The sequence below is a fragment of the Pseudomonas kairouanensis genome, from assembly GCF_004682055.1.
GTDB lineage: Bacteria > Pseudomonadota > Gammaproteobacteria > Pseudomonadales > Pseudomonadaceae > Aquipseudomonas > Aquipseudomonas kairouanensis.
Genome location: NZ_QUZU01000058.1, coordinates 1 through 17,375 on the forward strand (window position 1 = coordinate 1; position 17,375 = coordinate 17,375).

Here is a 17,375-nt window from a genome sequence, read left to right on the forward strand (position 1 = left end):
AATGCGGTGTGTCAGTCAACTTATTCATTGGCTGACACACCGCATTCGCGAGCAAGCCCGCTCCCACAGTTTTGACCGAGTACGGCCAAAAAAACCGGTCGGCTCCAAGGCCGCCGCGCTCTTGCTTTTGATCACCCCACCTCCAACAACCGCCCCGGAATATCCGCCAACAAACTGCGCGTGTACTCACTCTCCGGCGCCGTAAAAATCCGCTCGCAATCCCCCTGCTCCACCACCCTACCCGAACGCATCACCACCACATGATCAGAAATCTGCCGCACCACCGCCAAGTCGTGGGAGATGAACAGGTAGCTCAACCCCAAGCGTTCCTGCAAATCCGCCAGTAACTTCAAGATTTGCCCCTGAATCGACGCATCCAGCGCCGACAACGGCTCATCCAACACCAGCAGCTGCGGCTCCAGCGCCAATGCCCGTGCAATCGCCACGCGCTGGCGTTGCCCGCCAGATAATTCCACTGGCCGGCTGCCCAGCAAGCGCGCAGGCAATTCCACTTGCTCCAGTAAGGTCGCTGCTCGCTGCCGTCGCCACGCGGCATCACCGATATCAAACGCCTGCAACGGCTCGCTGATGATCTGCTCCAGGCTCAACCGCGGGTTCAGTGAGGCGTAGGGGTTCTGGTAAACCACCTGGATCCGCCGTCGCAACCCCTGCCAATCGCGTCGTGACAGGCGGCTGATGTCTTGCCCGTCAAACACCACGCTGCCGCTGTGCAGCCGTTCCAGGCCCAGGATCAAACGCGCTGTGGTGGACTTGCCCGAGCCCGACTCCCCTACCAGGCTGGTGGTGCCATGACGCGGCAGATGGAACGACACATCATCCACCGCCAATGGCCCCGGTTGGCGCCAGGTGGAGAAGTCCTTGCTCAAGCCCTTTACCGTCAACAGCGGCGTGTCATCCACCCGTACCACACGGGCCTGGCGCCGTTGCTGCACCAGCAAGCTCGGTGCGGCCTCCAGCAATTGCCGCGTATAAGCATGCTGCGGCGCCTGGAACACTCGCCGCGCCTCGCCTGTCTCGACAATCCGTCCCTGGTGCATCACCAGCAACCGGTCCGCCCGGTCCAGCGCCACGCCCAGGTCATGGGTAATCAACAGCACCGCCGTCCCCCGTTCGCGGGCCAGGGTTTGCAGGCGGTCGAGGACCTGCCGCTGCACCCCCACATCCAGGGCGCTGGTGGGTTCGTCGGCGATCACCAGCGGTGGGTCGTTGGCCAGGGCAATGGCGATCAGCACCCGTTGGCGCATGCCGCCGGACAACTGATGGGGATAACCGCGCGCCACCCGTTCGGCATCCACCAGGCCCACTTCCCGAAGCAAGTCCAGACTGCGTTGCCGCGCCAGGGTTTTAGGCACGCCGTGCAAGGTCAGAGCTTCCACCAGTTGCTGGCCGATGCGCTTGACCGGGTCCAGGGACAGCGCCGGGTCTTGCGGCACAAAGCCCACGCTGCGCCCCCGAATGCTTTGCCATTGGCGTTCACTGGCGGTGATCAACTCCTGCCCCGCCAGGCGGATGCTGCCAGACTCGATCTGCGCATTGCCCGCCAATAACCCCACCAACGCCGCAGCCGTGGTGGATTTTCCCGAGCCGGACTCGCCGACAATCGCCAGGATTTCCCCAGCCTTGAGTTGAAAGTCGATACCCGCCACCCCTTCAGTGCGACCTTCACGACCGTGGTAGGCAATGCGCAGGTCACGCACATCCAGCAAAACGTGCTCGCTCATCGTGTCGCTCCTGGGTCCTGTTGCAACGCCCGCGCCAGTTGGTTGGCCGACACCACCACCGCCGCCACCACCAGGCCCGGCAGGCTGGTGTACCACCAGGCAGAAATCATGTAGTTGCGCCCTTCGGCCACCAGCAAGCCCCATTCGGGTTGCGGCGGCGGCGCGCCAAAGCCCAGAAAGCTCAAGGCCGACACCGACAGCACCGCGCTGCCGAACTCCAGCGCCGCCAAGGCCAACACCGGCGCGCTGGCGTGGGGCAGGATATGCCGCACGATGATGGTCCACGGCCCCACACCACAGGCCGTGGCGGCTTCAACGAAGGTACTGGCGCGCCAGCGCAGCACCTCACCGCGCACCAGCCGGGCAAAGGTCGCCACCGACGACAAGCCCACCGCCAACGCGATATTCACCGTGCCAAACCCCAGCACCGTGATGACGGCCATCGCCAGCAACAACGCGGGGATCGCCATCAGCACTTCCACCAGGCGCATCAGCACCGCATCGACCCAACCACCAAAGAACCCGGCCAACACGCCGAGCACAATGCCGCTGAACAAGGCGATCAACACCGCCAGCAACGTGGCGCGCAACGACAGGCCGGCGCCGTACACGGTGCGGCTGTAGAGGTCGCGCCCCAGGTGATCGGTGCCAAACCAATGGGCTGTGGACGGGCTTTGCAACGCGTTGGCCGGCACGCCAAGCAACGGGTCGAAGTGGGTAAACAGCGGCGGCCACACTGCCCAACCGAGCACCAGCAACAACACGATCACCCCCAGCGGCAACAACGGGCGGCGTCGCAGCACAGTGAAATAACGCGGCCGTGGCAACACGGCAGGCAATGCAAGGCTCATCGGGCGGCTCCGCGAATACGTGGGTCAAGTAACGGGTACAGCAGGTCCACCAACAGGTTGACCGTGATGAAGATCAGCGCCGCCAGCACCACCACACCCTGCACCACCGGGATGTCCTGGCTGCTCACTGCGCCCTGGGCCAGGCGGCCAATGCCCTCACGGGAGAACACGGTTTCGGTGACCACCGAGCCCGCCAACAGCGAGCCGACAATCACCCCGCTCAAGCTGAGGATCGGGATCACCGCGTTATGCAGCACATGGGTCAACAACACCCGCGACGGGCTCAGGCCCTTGGCGCGCAGCGCATCCACAAAAGGCAGGCGCGAGGTGGCCGCCAGCGAGCGCGCCAGTACCTGGGCAATGACCGCGCTGGTGGGAATCGCCAGGGTCAGCGTTGGCAACACCAGCGAGGCCAGGCCTTGATTACCCATCGCCGGGAACCAGTGCCAGCCGAACGAAAACCACTGCAGCAGCAACAGCCCAACCCAGAAGGTCGGCAACGACACCGCCACCGCCGGCAAACCGAGCAGCACATCCCGCAGCCAGCGCTGGCGGGTCAGGCTGGCCAGCAACGCCAGGCCCACACCCAGTACCAGCGACACCACCAACGATGCCACGGCCAATAACGCCGTCTTCGGCAGCGCCTGCGCCAACGAGGCCGAGACCGGCTGGCCACTCTGGATCGAGTCGCCAAAGTCCAGCTGCACGGCATTCCACAACGCGATGCCATACTGCACGGCCAGCGGTTCATCCAAGTGATATTGCGCACGAAGCTGCGCCACTTGCTGCGGGTTCACCGCCGTCTGCTCGCCGCTCTGGTTAAGCATGATGCTTACCGGGTCGCTGGGCAGCGCATACAGAATCACGAACGACAAACTGAACGCCGCCCACAACACCAGCAACGCCTGCCCACCACGTCCCAACAGATAAAACGCTGCGCCCTTCATGGCTGCAACCAGGTGTCGAAGAACTGCAACCGTGACGACGCTTCGTAATGCAGACCCTGCACGTTCTTGCCATGGGCCAACACCGTCGCCAGCTCCACCAGGGCAATCGCATGGCCGTCGCGCAACAACAGCTCGCTGGCCTGATCGATCAATATTTGGCGCTTGGCAGTGTCGAGGGTCTCGGAGGACTCGCGCAACAGCCGGTCCACCTCACTCGGCTCACGCTTGTTGATGTTGTAGCCAGGGGCGTAATACACGGTGCGCAGCACATCGGGGTCGGCGCGGGTCAGGTTGAGAAAGCGCACGCTGAAATCCCCGCCCGCCTGGATCGCCGTCACCTGGCTGATGGTGGATTTATTCAGTAGAAACTCGATACCCACGCCCTTCAACTGCTGCTGCACCAGTTCCAGGATCGGTGTCTGCTGCCAGTAGTCCAGGCGAAACGACAGGCGCGTACCATTCTTGACCCGCACACCGTCGGCGCCTAGGTGCCAGCCGGCTTCGTCGAGCAATTGACGTGCACCGTCCGGGTCGTACGCCAACAAGCTGGAAAAGTCGCGGTACAGCGGCGTGCTGGTGGCAAGCAACGCAGTGGCCGGTTTCTGATAGCGCGAAATGATGCGCTGCAACTCGGCACGATCAATCGCCTTGCTCAACGCCTGGCGCACCTTGATATCGGCGAACAACGGCGTCGACTCGTTCAGCGCCAGGTTGAACACCACGCCTGGGTTGGCACGGGTCAACAGCACCAGGCCCTGGCCCTCGATGCTTGGCTCATCCTGGGGCGCCACACTGGTGTTCACGTCGATCTGCCCGGACGCCAGGCTGCCCAGGCGCACGCCGGATTCGGGGATGATCAAAAACTCGATGCCGTCCAGCCAGGCCTTGCCTTTGTGCGCCGACAACGACGAACCCCAGGCGTAATCGTCGCGCCGCTCCAGCGAAACCTTTTGGTTATGCACGAATGACTTGAGCACAAATGGCCCCGAGCCCACCAACTGGCCCTGGCAACGATCCGCCGAAGGCAGCGCCAGGTTGGCCGGCGACAGCAGGCCCAAGGTCATGGTGGAGGTGGCTTGCAGGAATTGCGCGTTGGGTTGCTCAAATTCCACCACCACGGTGTGGCTGTCTGGCGTCTCGATATTTTTCAGCCCTGCCAGGTAGGTCGCCCCCAGGATCGAACGCGCGCCCAGGGCCACGATGGCTTCCAGGTTGGTCTTGACCGCTGCCGCATCCACCGCCGCGCCGTCACTGAAGGTGGCGCCCTGGCGCAGCACGAAGGTAAAGCGGCGCGAGTCCGCATCCACCTCCCAACGCTCGGCCAGCCAGGGCACGATATCGCCGGTGACCGGGTCTTGATCGGTCAACGAATCCACCACTTGCCGCCCCACGTTCAGGGCGGTGTTGTTACCGGCCTGCTGCGGATCGACGCATTGCGGGTCGCCGTCCAGCGCCACGCGCAGGGTGCCACCGCCCTGGGGTTTGCTGGCATCGGCCTGGGGCGTTTTGTCGGAAGGCCCCCCGCACGCCGCCAGGAGCAACGCCAGCAGCGCGACTGAAAACTGCTTCATGCACGCGCTCCCTGATGACGGTTGGCAATAAACGGCAAGCCCAGGTTTTCCCGCAGGGTCTGGCCCTGGTATTGCGTGCGGAACAGGCCCCGGCGCTGCAACTCGGGCACCACGCCTTCGGCAAAATCCGCTACGCCCTGGTGCAGCCCCGAAAACATCACATTGAAGCCATCGGCCGCGCCGCTTTCGAACCACTCCTGGAAGTCATCCGCCACGCTTTCAGGCGTGCCTATCAGGATCCGATGCCCACCGGCAGTGAGCTTGTTGAACAACTCGCGCACCGTGGGGCGCTCGCGGCGGATCAGGTCGAACACCAGTTTCTGACGGCTCTTGTGGGTATTGGTGTCGAAGTGCTCCGGTGGCAGCGGCACCAGGGAATCGAACGGCAACTCCGACAGGTCAAACCCCAGGCTGGTAAAGCGCGAGATGGAACTGAGGAAAGCCTTGGGGTCTTGCAGCGCTTGCAACTGGTCGTATTTGGCCTGGGCTTCGGCCTGGGTGCGGCCGATCACCGTAGACACCCCTGGCAGCACCTTCAGGTGCTCGGGGTTGCGCCCCAGCGCGGCGGCGGTCTGCTTGATGTCCTGATAAAACGCCAGGCCCTGGGCCACCGTGTGCTGCGCGGTAAAAATCAACTCCCCTGCCCGCGCCGCCAAACGCCGCCCCGCGTCGGACGAGCCCGCCTGGGCAATCACCGGATAACCCTGCACCGGCCGCGAGGCATTGAGCGGGCCTTGAACCTGGAAGTGTTTGCCATGGTGGTTGAGCACATGCAGCTTGTCGGTATCCAGCCATTGGCCGCTGGCCTTGTCCTGGATAAATGCATCGTCGGCCCAGCTGTCCCACAGGCCGGTGACCACGTCGTAGAACTCCTCGGCACGCTCGTAGCGGTCGGCATGCTGGATGTGGTCGTCGCGGTTGAAGTTCTCGCCGCCGCCCAATGACGTGACCAAATTCCAGCCCACTCGGCCGCCGCTCAGGTGGTCGATATTGGCGAACTTGCGCGCAATGTTGTAAGGCTCGTTGTAGGTGGTGCTGGCGGTGGCGATCAGGCCGATATGCCGCGTGGCCAGGGCCAGCGCCGGCAGCAACACCAGCGGGTCCCAGCGCACGCTATTGGGGCCGCGCGCCAGGGCCAGTGGGTCGAGGTCGACATTAACCGAATCGTTGAAAAACAGCGCGTGAAAGCGCGCCGCTTCAAGCTTTTCGGCGATCCAGCGGTAGTGCTCGAAATCGCTGAACGAGTCCTTGGCCGCGCTCGGGTGGCGCCATGCAGAGCCCATGATGCCGGCACTGGGGATGAAGGCGCCGAGCAGTATTTGGCGGTCTTGTTGGCTCATGTCGCAGTCCTCATCAGAAGTTGTAGGTGGCGCGGGTGTACCAGAACGCACCATAGGGATCGAACGGCGAGATGCTGCCGAACTTCGGAAAACCGTTGACGTCGCCTTGGGGGAACGCGTTGTTGTCGGCGCGCACGTTGAGGATGTTGTTGCCGCCCACCGCCAGGTTGAGGTTTTTGGTGAAGTTGTAGGCCACCTCAAGATCGGTCAGCCATTTGGCGCCGTAGGTCACGTCGTAGGCGGGGTTGGCGTCGCGGGCGATGACTTTGTCGTAACGGGTCAGGCCGGCGTTGACGTCGAAGTTGTCGACCTTCCAGTTGGCGCTCAGGATCAGCTTGGTCTTGGGGTTGGCCACGGTCAGGTAACCCTGGGCCACGCGGTCGAACAGCACCAGGTTGCTGCCGGCGGACGTGAGGGAAGCCGGCGTGGACTTGATGCTGTCGATGGTGGTTTTGTTGTAGTTGGCCGCTACACCGTATTTGACGGTACCGAGGGCGCCGTAATCGACGCGGTAATCGGTGACCAAATCGATACCGCGAGTGGTGGTGTCGGCGGCGTTGGTGAAGTACTTCACCCGATAGCCAGGGCGGTAGCCGTTGGCCTGCAGAATCTGGTCAACCCCGGTGCCGTACAGGAAGCCGGTCTGGGCGATGCGGTCGCGGATCTCGATCTGGTAAGCGTCCAGGGTCACGTTGGCTTCCGGCAACGGTTTCCAGGCAAACCCGACGCTGATATTGCGCGACTTCTCCGGCTTGAGCGCCTCGGCACCCAGGGCCTGGCCCAATACGGAATCGACCCGCACCGACTTGGCCTCGACGAACTGCGCCACGCCGTTGACCGAGGTGTACTGGTTGGCGGTTTGCGCATACACCGACTGGGACAGCGACGGCGCACGGAAGCCATTGCTCAAGGTGCCGCGCAGGGCGAATTCCGGAGTCAGGTCGTAGCGCAGCGAGAGCTTGCCGCTGCGGGTGTTGCCCGAGTCGTCATCGTAGTGCTCAAAGCGCCCGGCCACGCCCACATAGAGTTTTTCCGTGGGGTTGACGCCCACGTCCACATAACTGGCGTAGCTGTTGCGGCTGGCCTGGCCTTCGTCTTCCGGGGTCAGGGTGATCGCGCCCTGGGCGCCCACTGCGCCAGGCTGCCCGGCCAACGGGCCGCTGGGGTAGATATAGCCACCGTTGATGTACGACAGCGGGTTGCCAGACTCGGTCTTGTAGCGCTCATGCCGGTGCTCAAGGCCTCCGGAGATTTGCAGCGGTTTGCTCAAGCCCACTTCGAAGGCGCGGGTGAGGTCGAGGTTGTTGGTCCATTGGTCGAAGTAGTTGGTGTAGGTGGTGAAGTGGGTCGGGCTCGACGGGCCCAGGGAGGCGTTGAGGGTCTCGTCGGCACCGGCCACGCCCTTGTCGCGGCCGAAGGTGGAGCTTAAATCCCAGTTCCACTCGGCCACCTTGCCTTTGCCGCCGGCGGCCACCTGGTAGTCGGTTTCGCGCAGGGTGTAGAACGGCGCGGTGCCGTCGGGGTAGATCGAGGGAATGATATTGGTGGAGTTGGGCCGCCGGTAGTTCTGCCCACCCCGCGCATCACGGTTGCTGAGGGTAGAGAACGAATACAGGGTCACGTCGTCCAGGGGCAATTCGGCGTTGTAGGCGACGTTGATCGCCTTGATTTTCGGCAGGCCGTTTTTCTGCACGTCCTTGTCATTGGCCTCACGCGGGTCGGCGGAGCCGTCGGGCTGGCGGTAGTAGAACGCACCCGTCGCGTCCCGCGCGCGTACGGCGGTCTGCTGGGACTTGGCGTCCAGGGACAGGTTGAAGAAGCCGTCGTTGGGCAAGGCAAAACCGCTGTTCAGGGTTTGCCGAATGATGCCGCCGTCGCCCTTGGTGTATTCGCCATAAGAGGTACTGGCCGAGCCGCCATGGTCGTTCTGCTTGAGGATGATATTGATCACCCCGGCAATTGCATCCGAACCGTACTGGGCCGAGGCGCCGTCGCGCAGCACTTCGATATGGTCGATGGCGCTCACCGGGATCATGTCCAGGTCCACCGGGTTGGTGCCGTAGGCCGCGGTGGAATCAAGGTTGATCACCGCGCTGTTGTGGCGGCGCTTGCCGTTGACCAGCACCAGCACGTTGGAACCGTTGAGGCCGCGCAGGCTGTAGGGCCGGGCGATGCTGTCGTTGGACGAGCCGGACGGGCGCTGGGAAAACGACGGCAGGGTTTTCTGCAAGGCGGCGCGCAGGCTGCTGTCGCCGGTTTTCTCCAGTTGCTGGGCGCTGATCACATCGATGGGCGCCGGGCTGCTGGTGACGGTGCGCGCTTCGCTGCCCCGGGAGCCGGTGACGATCACCGTGTCGAGGGTGTCATCGCTGGTGGCGCCGTAGGCCGGCAGCATGGAAAAGCCGGCGAACATCAGGGGCGCCAGTTGCAGGGTGGAACGGTAGGCAGTGAGTTTCATGGCAGGTCAACTGTTCAGAATAGGGTTGAAGTCATCGCGCCACAGCGGCGTTGCATCGACGCTCTGGCTGATCAAATGGTTTTGGTAGAACAGGTCGGCCACCTGTTGCTGGGAGCTGATGGCGGCGGCATCAAAGCCCAACAGGCGGCCGGGGCGGCTGCGCTGCTGGAACTGGCGCAGGTACAAGGCGCGGTCGATACCGGTCAGCGCTTCACTGCGCTCGGCCCAGCGTTCGGGATGGGCATTGACCCAGGCCCAGGTGGCTTGCTCACGCCGCAAGAAATCGCCTACCTGGCTGCGGCGTTGAGGGTCGGCCAATACCTGTTTAGTGGTCGCAATCACATAGTTGCCGGAGTAGTAGCGGCTGACATCCGCCAGCAGTTCGCCGTCCATTTGGCTGGTGGCTTGCAACGCGCTGATGCCGCCGGTGGCGATGGCATCCACATGGCCGTTGCGAAACGCCGTCAAGGCGTCCTGCATCGGCAACGGCACGGCCTTTACATCCGCCAGGGACAGGCCGTTTTGCGCGAGCATGTTCAACACGAAGTAGTGGGTGTTGGTGGCACGCACATAGCTGATGGTCTTGCCCTTGAGGTCCTGGACGGTGCGAATGCCGCTGGCTTTTTTCACCACCAGGCTGGTGTCGTTCTGGTCACCCTGGTACAGCGCGACCAACGCAATCGGCACCTTGGCAATCGAGGCGAAGATCGGCGGGATCTCACTCATGAAGGCGTAGTCCAGATGGCCGCTGCTCAAGGCTTCCAACACCAGGTTGCCGCCGCTGACGTCCACCCACTCCACCGGGTACGGCGTATCCGCCTGGCCGGCATCGGCCATGAACGATGCAGCGGTGCCCTTGTAGCGCCACACGCGCAACGGCTCGGCGGCCTGCGCCTGCCGCCCCAGCAGGGAACCGGCCGCGAGCACGCCGCCGGCCAGCAGCAATTGCCGTCGGGAAAGACTGTGCATGGTGGGCGCCTCAGTTGAGCAGATCGGGTTCTTCGGTACGGATCTGGTCCCACAGCGGCAGGAAATTCAGCCACGCAAAGAACTCATGGCGCGCTTTGTCCACGCCGCCCTCCAGCGCATCCGGCGCCGGAATCAGCGGCGCCCCCGCTGAGTGCGCCAACAGGTGCACGCGGGCGGTGTCTTCGGCCAGGATGAAACGCCAGGCAGCGCTTTCCACGGTTTGGCCGGTGACCCACAGGCCGTGGTTCTGCCATACCAACAGGTTGTTCTGGGCGAAGGTTTCGACAAAGGCCTGGGCGACGATTTTGCGGTCTTGCTCCAGGGCGCCGCTGGCGGTACGCAGGGCGTGACGCGGGAAGATCACCTGGTCATCCAGAAACGCGCCGGACTCGGCGGTGATGGGGTCGAACAGACGACCCAACGAAGACCATACCCGTCCGTGAAAACCATGCAGATGAGCGATGCCCACCACGTCGGGCCGCGCCTGTTGCAGGTCGTGGTGCAGTTCCAGGGCGCTGGTGTTGAGCAGGCCTTCGCCTTCTACGACTTGGCCGTTGCTGTCGACGCGCAGCAGGTGGGAGACGGTGATCTGCGAGAACGGTACGCCCAGGGGGTTGATCCAGTAGTGCTCGGGGTGGACCGGATCACGGGCGGTGAAGTGCCCCGCTACGCCGACCTCATAGCCCAGACGGCCGAACAGGCGGTAGGCAGCGGCAAGCTTTTGCTTGCGGTCCAGGCGCTCTTGCAACGGGTCATCACGCTTGGGCACGGCGCCCAGGGCCAGGCGGTTGTTGTCGTAGGGCAAGGTGTAGATGGTTTGGGGGAACAGCTTGGAATGGCTCATACGGTTGGACCCGAATCATTTTTTTTAGGCGAACGAAACCGTGGCTCGGCGGGGCCGGCGGCGCAAATGCAAGGACGGTGTGGCGGCGGGAAAAGCGGTCAGGTCGTCATGATCAGGGGGCCCCTCGCAGTTGGGTTAAGTCAGTGCTCACCTCCACCATGCGAGGGGTCGGGTCGAGTGTGTCGTGTCTGTACTGAAAGGTATTCGTCTAAGAAACGTCTGTAAAAGGCTTTATAGTCATATGCTAATAATCAGGTTTTTTAATATTTATTTTGTGAGTAATCAGGTAATTGCATTTTCATGCCTGGGGGGTGAATGAGCACCTATTCCACTGATACACGGAGATCCAAATGTGGGAGCGGGCTTGCTCGCGAATGCGGTGGATCAGCCAATGAATAAGTTGATTGAGATACCGCATTCGCGAGCAAGCCCGCTCCCACAGTTTTGACCGAGTACGACACAGAAGATCGGTCGGTTCTAAGGCCGTCGCGCTTATGCACCTACCGCTTGCAAAGGCTCCAATGCCCGCGTGGCGGTATGGCGATTGATCGGCACCGGCAGCCCCAAATGCCCGCGCAAGGTGCTGTGCTGGTATTCGCTGCGAAACAACCCGCGCTCGCGCAATAGCGGCAGTACCTGGTCGGTGAATTTCGCGAAGTCATCCGGTGCGCCCACGTGGATGTTGAACCCGTCCACCGCGCCGTCGACAAACCAGCGCTCGATCTCATCGGCGACGGTCTTGGGCGAGCCGACAAAACTGGAGAACGGCTTGGCAAAACGCAGCGCTGCCTGGCGCAAGGTCAGGCCTTGGTCACGGGCCACTTGCTTGATGTTTTCGGCATGGCCACGGTAGCCGTTGCTGCCCAGGTCGCCCAGGTCCGGGAAAGGTTCGTCCAGCGGGTACTGGCTGAAATCGTGGTAGTTGAATGGGCGCCCCAATTGCACCAGCGCTTTGTGCAAATCCAGCTCGCCGTTGCGTTCACGGTCGATGGCCTGGGCCTGTTCATCGGTGTCGGCAATGATCGGCGAGATGCCCGGCAGGATGGTCACGTGATCCGGGTTGCGCCCGGCAGCAGCGGTGCGTTTCTTGATGTCGCTGTAGTAAGCCTGGGCATCTTCAAAATTACCCACGCCCGCAAAAATCCCCTCGGCATAGTTGGCCGCCAGGCTGCGCCCGGATTCGGAAATACCGGCCTGGAAAATCACCGGCTGGCCCTGGGCCGAACGCTCGATGTTCAAAGGCCCGGTCACCGAGAAAAATTCGCCATGGTGATCGAGGCGATGCTGGCGTTGCGGGTCGAGGAACACCTTGCTCTGCTTATCGCGCACAAAAGCGTCGTCTTCATAGGAATCCCACAGGCCTTGCACCACGTCCAGGTGCTCGGCGGCACGGCGGTAGCGCTCGGTGTGGTCGATATGTTGCTCAAGCCCGAAGTTGCCGGCAGCGCCTTCAAGGCCGGTGGTGACCACGTTCCAACCGGCACGACCGCCGCTGATATGGTCCAGGGATGCGAACTGGCGCGCCACGTTGAAAGGTTCGGTGTACGAGGTGGTCAGGGTCGCCACCAGGCCGATCTTGGAGGTGGCACCGGCGATGGCCGAGAGCAGGGTTAATGGCTCCAGGCGGTTGAGAAAGTGCGGCGCCGAATCCGGAGTGATGTAGGGGCTGTCGACGATGAACACCAGGTCGAACTTGGCCGCTTCCGCCTGTTGGGCTTGGGCGCGGTACCAGTCGATATCGACGCTGGCGTTACCGGGGATTTGTGGGTGCAGCCATTCGTTCTGCGCGGTGCCGACGCCGGTGAGGATGGCGCCGAATTTGAGTTGGCGGGTTGCGGTGGGCATATACATTCTCCTGGAATAGATGGATACAACTGGAGAAACCGGGTCAGGAATGTGGGAGCGAGTTGGTCAGTTCGTTCTGGCGGCGATGGCTTCGACTTCGATCAGCGCACCAGGCAACGGCAGCGCCACCACTTGCAGCGCCGTACGCGCCGGTTTGTTCGGCTGCTCAGGCGTGCCGAAGAACTGCGTATACCCGGCCTGCAACCCGGCAAAATCCAACTTGCCGCCCGTCTCTTCTGCACCCACCAGAAACACCCGCAACTGCACGATGTCGCCGAGGTCCAGGTCTTGCTGACGCAAAATCTGGCGGATCTTGTTGAACACCGACACTGTCTGCACTTCGGTATTGCCATAGGCCGCTGGCGTACCGGCCGGGGCGTTGGCGTCGTGCAGGTCGGGCAAGGTGCCGCTGACGAAGATCAGGCTTGCCGAAGCAGGCACGGTAACGGTCTGCGAGATCGGGAAATTGCCGACGCTGGTGCGTTGAATGCTGTCGCTCATGATGAATCTCCTTAGGACGCGGCCACGGCCGCAATCTGACGTTGTTGAGTGATGCGCTCGGCCAGTTGCCCGACCACATGGCGCGCCGAATTGGCGGCCGATTCCTGCCAGATGCCCACGCCGCTTTGCACCAGGCCGTCACCGGCGAAGTACACACGGCCAACGCCTTGTTCGAGCAAGGCGCTGGCGTCGGCCGGGAAGTGCTCGCGTTGCAACCATGGGCCTTCGCTGAAAGGGATCTGCTCCCAGGACACTGCCAGTGGGTTGCGCAGGTGTTTGGAATAGCCGGGGTGCAGCAGTTCCACGGCTTCTTTGGAGGCGGCGTACTGCTGCTCCAGCGGTTTGGCGCCAAACCGGTCGGCGCCCTCCCCGGTCACGTAGCCCGCCACCAGCAAGCCTTCACGGGTGTTGAGGTCGTTGCTGGGGTACCACAGCAGGCGTGCGGGGTGTTCGATCCACGACAGGCCGCCGTAGGTGCGGTAGTCGGTCTCCCAGAAGCGCGGCGATTGCCACGCCACTTTGGTCGCCTGGTCGCTGCGGGTGCTGAGCAAGGCGGCCTTGATAGGGTCGCTGAAATCGGTGTCGAGCTTGGCCAGCAGCGGCAGTGGCAGGGTCGAGATCAGGTAGTCGGCCCGCACCACCTGTTCGCGGCCACTATGCTGGTCGTGGTAGGTCACCGCCACGCCATCGTCCAGTTGGCGGATCTGCCGCACCTGGGCGCCGAGTTGAACGTGCTCGCGCACACGCCCGTAGAACGCATCGGTGATACGGTCCATGCCGCCCACCGGTTGGAACATGGTGGCCGAGAATTCCGGGAACTCGGTGTGCAGCAACGCGCCCCACAGCTCCGGATGCAGCAACTGGTCCAGCGACAGCGGGCTGCGGCTGGCGGGCAAGGCGCCAGGGTGCGCGGGCGATTCCAGGTGCCCCGAACGGAGGGTGCCCTCGAACGCCAGTTCTTGCGACAGGTCGCCATACACCTGCAGGAACGCCAGCAAGCGGCTGCGCTCTTCGCTGCTCAGCACATCATCGAGGGCGTCGCGCTGCACGGCCTGGGCCAGCAACCCGGACACCCGCCCACGCGCATCATTGATGGCCTGGCCAACACTGAACGCAGGCTTGTCGATATCCGGCCGCACCTGGGCGCCGTGGCTGCTGTTGACCAGCACTTCCAACGGCACGCCCAGTTCACTGCAGTAGTCCAACAGGGTGCGATGCTGGCTGGGAATCCGTGCAGGCCCGGCGTTGAAGTAATGGCCTTGGTCAAAGGCAGCGGTTTGCGTGCGACCATCCTTGTAGTCCACACGGTCACCGTTGCGAAGGGTCCAGGTGCGCCCGCCCACCCGCTCACGGGCCTCCAGCACTTGCACCTCGAAGCCTGCGCGGGTCAGTTCCAGGGCGGTGACCAGCCCCGCAATCCCGGCGCCCAGCACCAGCACGCGGGTGCCCTGGCCCAACCCATCCTTGAGTTTCAGCGGTTGCGGGCGCCGGTGGGACGAAGGCCCCAGGCCCAGTACCGCCAGCGCGTCCTTGACCGCCTGCTCGCCCCCTACCGCTGCGATGCTCGACAGCGCTTCACGTCGTGTCAGTCCCATGCTCGTTGCTCCTTAATCCGGCAGGCCGGGTGGGTTGATCAGCGACTTGTCGACGCGCTCCACGTCCAGGCCCCAGCGTTGCAGCACCTGCTCGTATTGGCCGCCGGCAATCGCACCCTCCAGGGCGGTGTGGATCGGCTTGACCAGGCCGTTGTCCTTGCGCGTGGTCACGGCGATATCGGCCTGCAGTGGCCAGCCGCCGTTAACGGTGCCGACGCGCTTGATGCCGCCGGTGATTGCGGCGGAATAGGCGTACACCGAGTTGGGCCCGAACAGCGCATCGCTGCGCCCGGATTGGACTGCCAGCTGGGCGGCGGCCTGGTCATCGAAGTACTGCAGCAGCGCGGGTTTGAGGCCGGCTTTTTCGTTGGCCTCGTTCCAGGCCAGCAGGACTTTTTCCTGGTTGGTGCCGGAGCCGACGATGATCTTCAGCCCGGCAATGTCCTCGGCCTGTTTGATTTCGCTGATCTTGCTGGTGCTCTTCACATAAAAGCCCAGCACGTCCTGGCGGTAGGTGGCGAAGTCAAAGCGCTTCTTGCGCGCCTCGGTCACGGTGACGTTGCTGATAACCGCGTCGTATTTGCCCGAGCTGACGCCCAGCGGCCAGTCTTCCCAACTGGTCTGCACCACGTTGAGTTCCAGCCCCAGGCTGTCGGCCACCAACTGCGCGGTGTCGGCTTCGCTGCCGATGGTGGTCTTGTCGTCACTGGCCAGCAGCGCCAGGGGAGGCCCGGCCACGCCGGACACCGCCACGGTGAACTTGCCCGGCTGGGCGAACTTGAAGCCCGGCGGGATCTGCGCAATGGCCGCTTCGTTGCGCGGCACATGGATGCGCACGCGGTCGGGGCTCAGGTCCACCTGTTGCACGGCAAACGCACTTTGCGCAGCACTGACGGCAAGCGCCAGCAAGGCCACGCGGACAGTAGAGATAAACATGGGCAGTCACTCCTTGGAACTAAAGCACCTTGCCCAGAAAGGCCACGGTGCGGGGATGTCGGGGTTGGCGGAAAATCTGTTCGGGCGGGCCCTCTTCGATCAACTGGCCGTCGCAGAGGAACACCACGTGGTCGGCGACTTCGCGGGCAAAACCGATTTCGTGGGTGACGATCACCAGGGTGACGCCCAACCGGGTCAGGCCCTTGATCACGTCGAGCACTTCGCCCACCAGTTCCGGGTCGAGGGCCGAGGTGGGTTCATCGAACAGCAGCACCTTGGGGTCCAGGGCCAGGGCGCGGGCGATGGCCACGCGCTGTTGCTGGCCGCCGGAAAGCTGGCGTGGGTAGGCATCGACCTTGTCCGCCAGGCCGACCTTGGCCAGCAGTTCGGCAGCCCTGGCTTGCGCCTCGGCCTTGCTCCAGCGTTTGTGGGCCAGGGGCGCCTCGGCGACGTTTTCCCAGGCGGTCAGGTGCGGGAACAGGTTGAAGTTCTGGAACACGAAGCCTACGTCGATGCGACGCTTGAGAATTTCCCGTTCTTTCAATTCGTAGAGCAGATCACCCTTGCGGCGGTAGCCGACGTATTCACCGTCGATGGTGATATGCCCGCTGTCGATCTTCTCCAGGTGGTTGATGGTGCGCAGCAAGGTGGACTTGCCCGAGCCCGATGGCCCGAGAATCACCGTGACCTTGCCGGGGTCGATGGTCAGGTCGATGTCTTTCAACACCTGCTGGTTGCCAAAGCGCTTGCCCACGCCCTGGATCTGGATGCGCCCGGCGCGTGCCTCACTCATGGGACTTCTCCTTGAGCCAGCGGGTGATGCGCTGCAACGGGGTGGGCGGCAGCACGCGGGCAGTGCCACGGGCAAAGTAGCGCTCGACGTAGTACTGCGCGCTGGTCAGCACGGTGGTGATGATCAGGTACCACACCGTCGCCACGATCAGCAGCGGAATCACCGCCTGGGTGCGGTTGTAGATGACCTGCACGGTGTAGAACAGCTCCGGCAGCGCCAGCACGTAGACGATGGAGGTGCCTTTGACCAGGCCGATGATCTCGTTGAAGCCCGACGGCAGGATCGAGCGCAGTGCCTGGGGCAGGATGATCCGGAAGATCCGGCGCGAGGCCGGCAACCCCAGGGCCGCCGCCGCTTCATGCTGGCCGGCGTCCACGCCGATCAGGCCGCCGCGGATAATCTCCGCCGCGTAGGCCGCCTGCATCAGGCTCAAGCCCAGTACAGCCACGGTGAACTGGCTGAGCACGTCCACCGTGGACCACTCGGCGAACACCACGCGGGTGAAGGGCACGCCCAGTACGATGTGGTCGTACAGGTAGGCGAAGTTGTAGAGGATGATCAACACCAGCAGCGCCGGCATCGAGCGGAAGAACCAGATATAGCCCCAGGCCAGGGCCGCCAGCAGTGGTGAACCCGACAGTCGCGCCAGGGCCAGCGCGGTGCCGAGGATGATGCTGAACACCGTGCTCAACAGGGTCAGCAACAGCGTCTGGCCCAGGCCACGCAGCACCGACGGTGAAAAGAACCACTGACCAAACACGCCCCACTCCCAACGCGGGTTGGTGGCCAGCGAATGCACGATGGCCAACAGCACGAGCGCGGCGAAGATCGACCCGGCCCAGCGCCAGGGGTGCCGCGCGGGCACCACCTGCAGGGCCTTGATCGGCGTGGAGACACGGACCGCAGGGGCCGTGCTGGCCTGTTCAATCAGGTCGTAGGGTTTGGCGACAATGGGCATGTTTTATTCCTCGCGGGTTGCGGCC

14 protein-coding genes are annotated in these 17,375 nt (G+C 63.4%); all 14 read right to left on the bottom strand.

Annotated elements, in window-relative coordinates:
• Positions 1–131: 131 nt before the first annotated feature.
• On the bottom strand, positions 132–1,742 hold the full coding sequence (locus DYL59_RS28345) for a dipeptide ABC transporter ATP-binding protein (RefSeq protein WP_135292109.1): 1,611 nt from the start codon (positions 1,740–1,742) through the stop codon (positions 132–134).
• On the bottom strand, positions 1,739–2,593 hold the full coding sequence (locus tag DYL59_RS28350) for an ABC transporter permease (protein ID WP_135292110.1): 855 nt from the start codon (positions 2,591–2,593) through the stop codon (positions 1,739–1,741). Before DYL59_RS28350 ends, DYL59_RS28345 begins: the two co-directional genes overlap by 4 nt.
• Positions 2,590–3,540: an ABC transporter permease gene (locus DYL59_RS28355; RefSeq protein ID WP_135292111.1), complete on the bottom strand. Its 951-nt coding sequence runs from the start codon at positions 3,538–3,540 to the stop codon at positions 2,590–2,592. Before DYL59_RS28355 ends, DYL59_RS28350 begins: the two co-directional genes overlap by 4 nt.
• A complete protein-coding gene (locus DYL59_RS28360) occupies positions 3,537–5,111 on the bottom strand; it encodes an ABC transporter substrate-binding protein (protein ID WP_135292112.1) in 1,575 nt (524 codons plus the stop codon). Before DYL59_RS28360 ends, DYL59_RS28355 begins: the two co-directional genes overlap by 4 nt.
• Positions 5,108–6,451, bottom strand: a complete 1,344-nt coding sequence (locus DYL59_RS28365) for an LLM class flavin-dependent oxidoreductase (RefSeq protein WP_135292113.1) — start codon at positions 6,449–6,451, stop codon at positions 5,108–5,110. Before DYL59_RS28365 ends, DYL59_RS28360 begins: the two co-directional genes overlap by 4 nt.
• 13 nt (positions 6,452–6,464) lie before the next feature.
• The gene (locus tag DYL59_RS28370) at positions 6,465–8,909 is read right to left on the bottom strand and encodes a TonB-dependent receptor plug domain-containing protein (protein WP_135292114.1); all 2,445 of its coding nucleotides are present in this window, start codon (positions 8,907–8,909) and stop codon (positions 6,465–6,467) included.
• A gap of 6 nt (positions 8,910–8,915) precedes the next feature.
• Positions 8,916–9,878: an ABC transporter substrate-binding protein gene (locus tag DYL59_RS28375; RefSeq protein ID WP_135292115.1), complete on the bottom strand. Its 963-nt coding sequence runs from the start codon at positions 9,876–9,878 to the stop codon at positions 8,916–8,918.
• Positions 9,879–9,888: 10 nt separating this feature from the next.
• Positions 9,889–10,722 carry a class II aldolase/adducin family protein gene (locus tag DYL59_RS28380; protein WP_135292116.1) on the bottom strand — a complete coding sequence of 278 codons (834 nt, stop codon included), beginning with the start codon at positions 10,720–10,722 and terminating at the stop codon, positions 9,889–9,891.
• 492 nt (positions 10,723–11,214) lie between these two features.
• Positions 11,215–12,567, bottom strand: coding sequence for an LLM class flavin-dependent oxidoreductase (locus DYL59_RS28385; protein WP_135292117.1), 1,353 nt, complete (start codon positions 12,565–12,567; stop codon positions 11,215–11,217).
• Positions 12,568–12,633: 66 nt separating this feature from the next.
• Positions 12,634–13,068 carry a RidA family protein gene (locus DYL59_RS28390; protein ID WP_135292118.1) on the bottom strand — a complete coding sequence of 145 codons (435 nt, stop codon included), beginning with the start codon at positions 13,066–13,068 and terminating at the stop codon, positions 12,634–12,636.
• 11 nt (positions 13,069–13,079) lie between these two features.
• On the bottom strand, positions 13,080–14,663 hold the full coding sequence (locus DYL59_RS28395) for a flavin monoamine oxidase family protein (RefSeq protein WP_135292119.1): 1,584 nt from the start codon (positions 14,661–14,663) through the stop codon (positions 13,080–13,082).
• 12 nt (positions 14,664–14,675) lie between these two features.
• Positions 14,676–15,599, bottom strand: a complete 924-nt coding sequence (locus DYL59_RS28400) for an ABC transporter substrate-binding protein (RefSeq protein ID WP_135292120.1) — start codon at positions 15,597–15,599, stop codon at positions 14,676–14,678.
• 19 nt (positions 15,600–15,618) lie between these two features.
• Positions 15,619–16,392, bottom strand: coding sequence for an amino acid ABC transporter ATP-binding protein (locus DYL59_RS28405; RefSeq protein WP_135292121.1), 774 nt, complete (start codon positions 16,390–16,392; stop codon positions 15,619–15,621).
• A complete protein-coding gene (locus DYL59_RS28410) occupies positions 16,385–17,350 on the bottom strand; it encodes an amino acid ABC transporter permease (RefSeq protein ID WP_135292122.1) in 966 nt (321 codons plus the stop codon). The genes DYL59_RS28405 and DYL59_RS28410 overlap by 8 nt, the downstream gene beginning before the upstream one ends.
• Positions 17,351–17,375: the final 25 nt, after the last annotated feature.

Bases quoted from the DNA above. Each gene is read 5' to 3' on its own strand.
- DYL59_RS28345 (WP_135292109.1), bottom strand. From the start codon at position 1,742: ATGAGCGAGCACGTTTTGCTGGATGTGCGTGACCTGCGCATTGCCTAC.
- DYL59_RS28350 (WP_135292110.1), bottom strand. From the start codon at position 2,593: ATGAGCCTTGCATTGCCTGCCGTGTTGCCACGGCCGCGTTATTTCACT.
- DYL59_RS28355 (WP_135292111.1), bottom strand. From the start codon at position 3,540: ATGAAGGGCGCAGCGTTTTATCTGTTGGGACGTGGTGGGCAGGCGTTG.
- DYL59_RS28360 (WP_135292112.1), bottom strand. From the start codon at position 5,111: ATGAAGCAGTTTTCAGTCGCGCTGCTGGCGTTGCTCCTGGCGGCGTGC.
- DYL59_RS28365 (WP_135292113.1), bottom strand. From the start codon at position 6,451: ATGAGCCAACAAGACCGCCAAATACTGCTCGGCGCCTTCATCCCCAGT.
- DYL59_RS28370 (WP_135292114.1), bottom strand. From the start codon at position 8,909: ATGAAACTCACTGCCTACCGTTCCACCCTGCAACTGGCGCCCCTGATG.
- DYL59_RS28375 (WP_135292115.1), bottom strand. From the start codon at position 9,878: ATGCACAGTCTTTCCCGACGGCAATTGCTGCTGGCCGGCGGCGTGCTC.
- DYL59_RS28380 (WP_135292116.1), bottom strand. From the start codon at position 10,722: ATGAGCCATTCCAAGCTGTTCCCCCAAACCATCTACACCTTGCCCTAC.
- DYL59_RS28385 (WP_135292117.1), bottom strand. From the start codon at position 12,567: ATGCCCACCGCAACCCGCCAACTCAAATTCGGCGCCATCCTCACCGGC.
- DYL59_RS28390 (WP_135292118.1), bottom strand. From the start codon at position 13,068: ATGAGCGACAGCATTCAACGCACCAGCGTCGGCAATTTCCCGATCTCG.
- DYL59_RS28395 (WP_135292119.1), bottom strand. From the start codon at position 14,663: ATGGGACTGACACGACGTGAAGCGCTGTCGAGCATCGCAGCGGTAGGG.
- DYL59_RS28400 (WP_135292120.1), bottom strand. From the start codon at position 15,599: ATGTTTATCTCTACTGTCCGCGTGGCCTTGCTGGCGCTTGCCGTCAGT.
- DYL59_RS28405 (WP_135292121.1), bottom strand. From the start codon at position 16,392: ATGAGTGAGGCACGCGCCGGGCGCATCCAGATCCAGGGCGTGGGCAAG.
- DYL59_RS28410 (WP_135292122.1), bottom strand. From the start codon at position 17,350: ATGCCCATTGTCGCCAAACCCTACGACCTGATTGAACAGGCCAGCACG.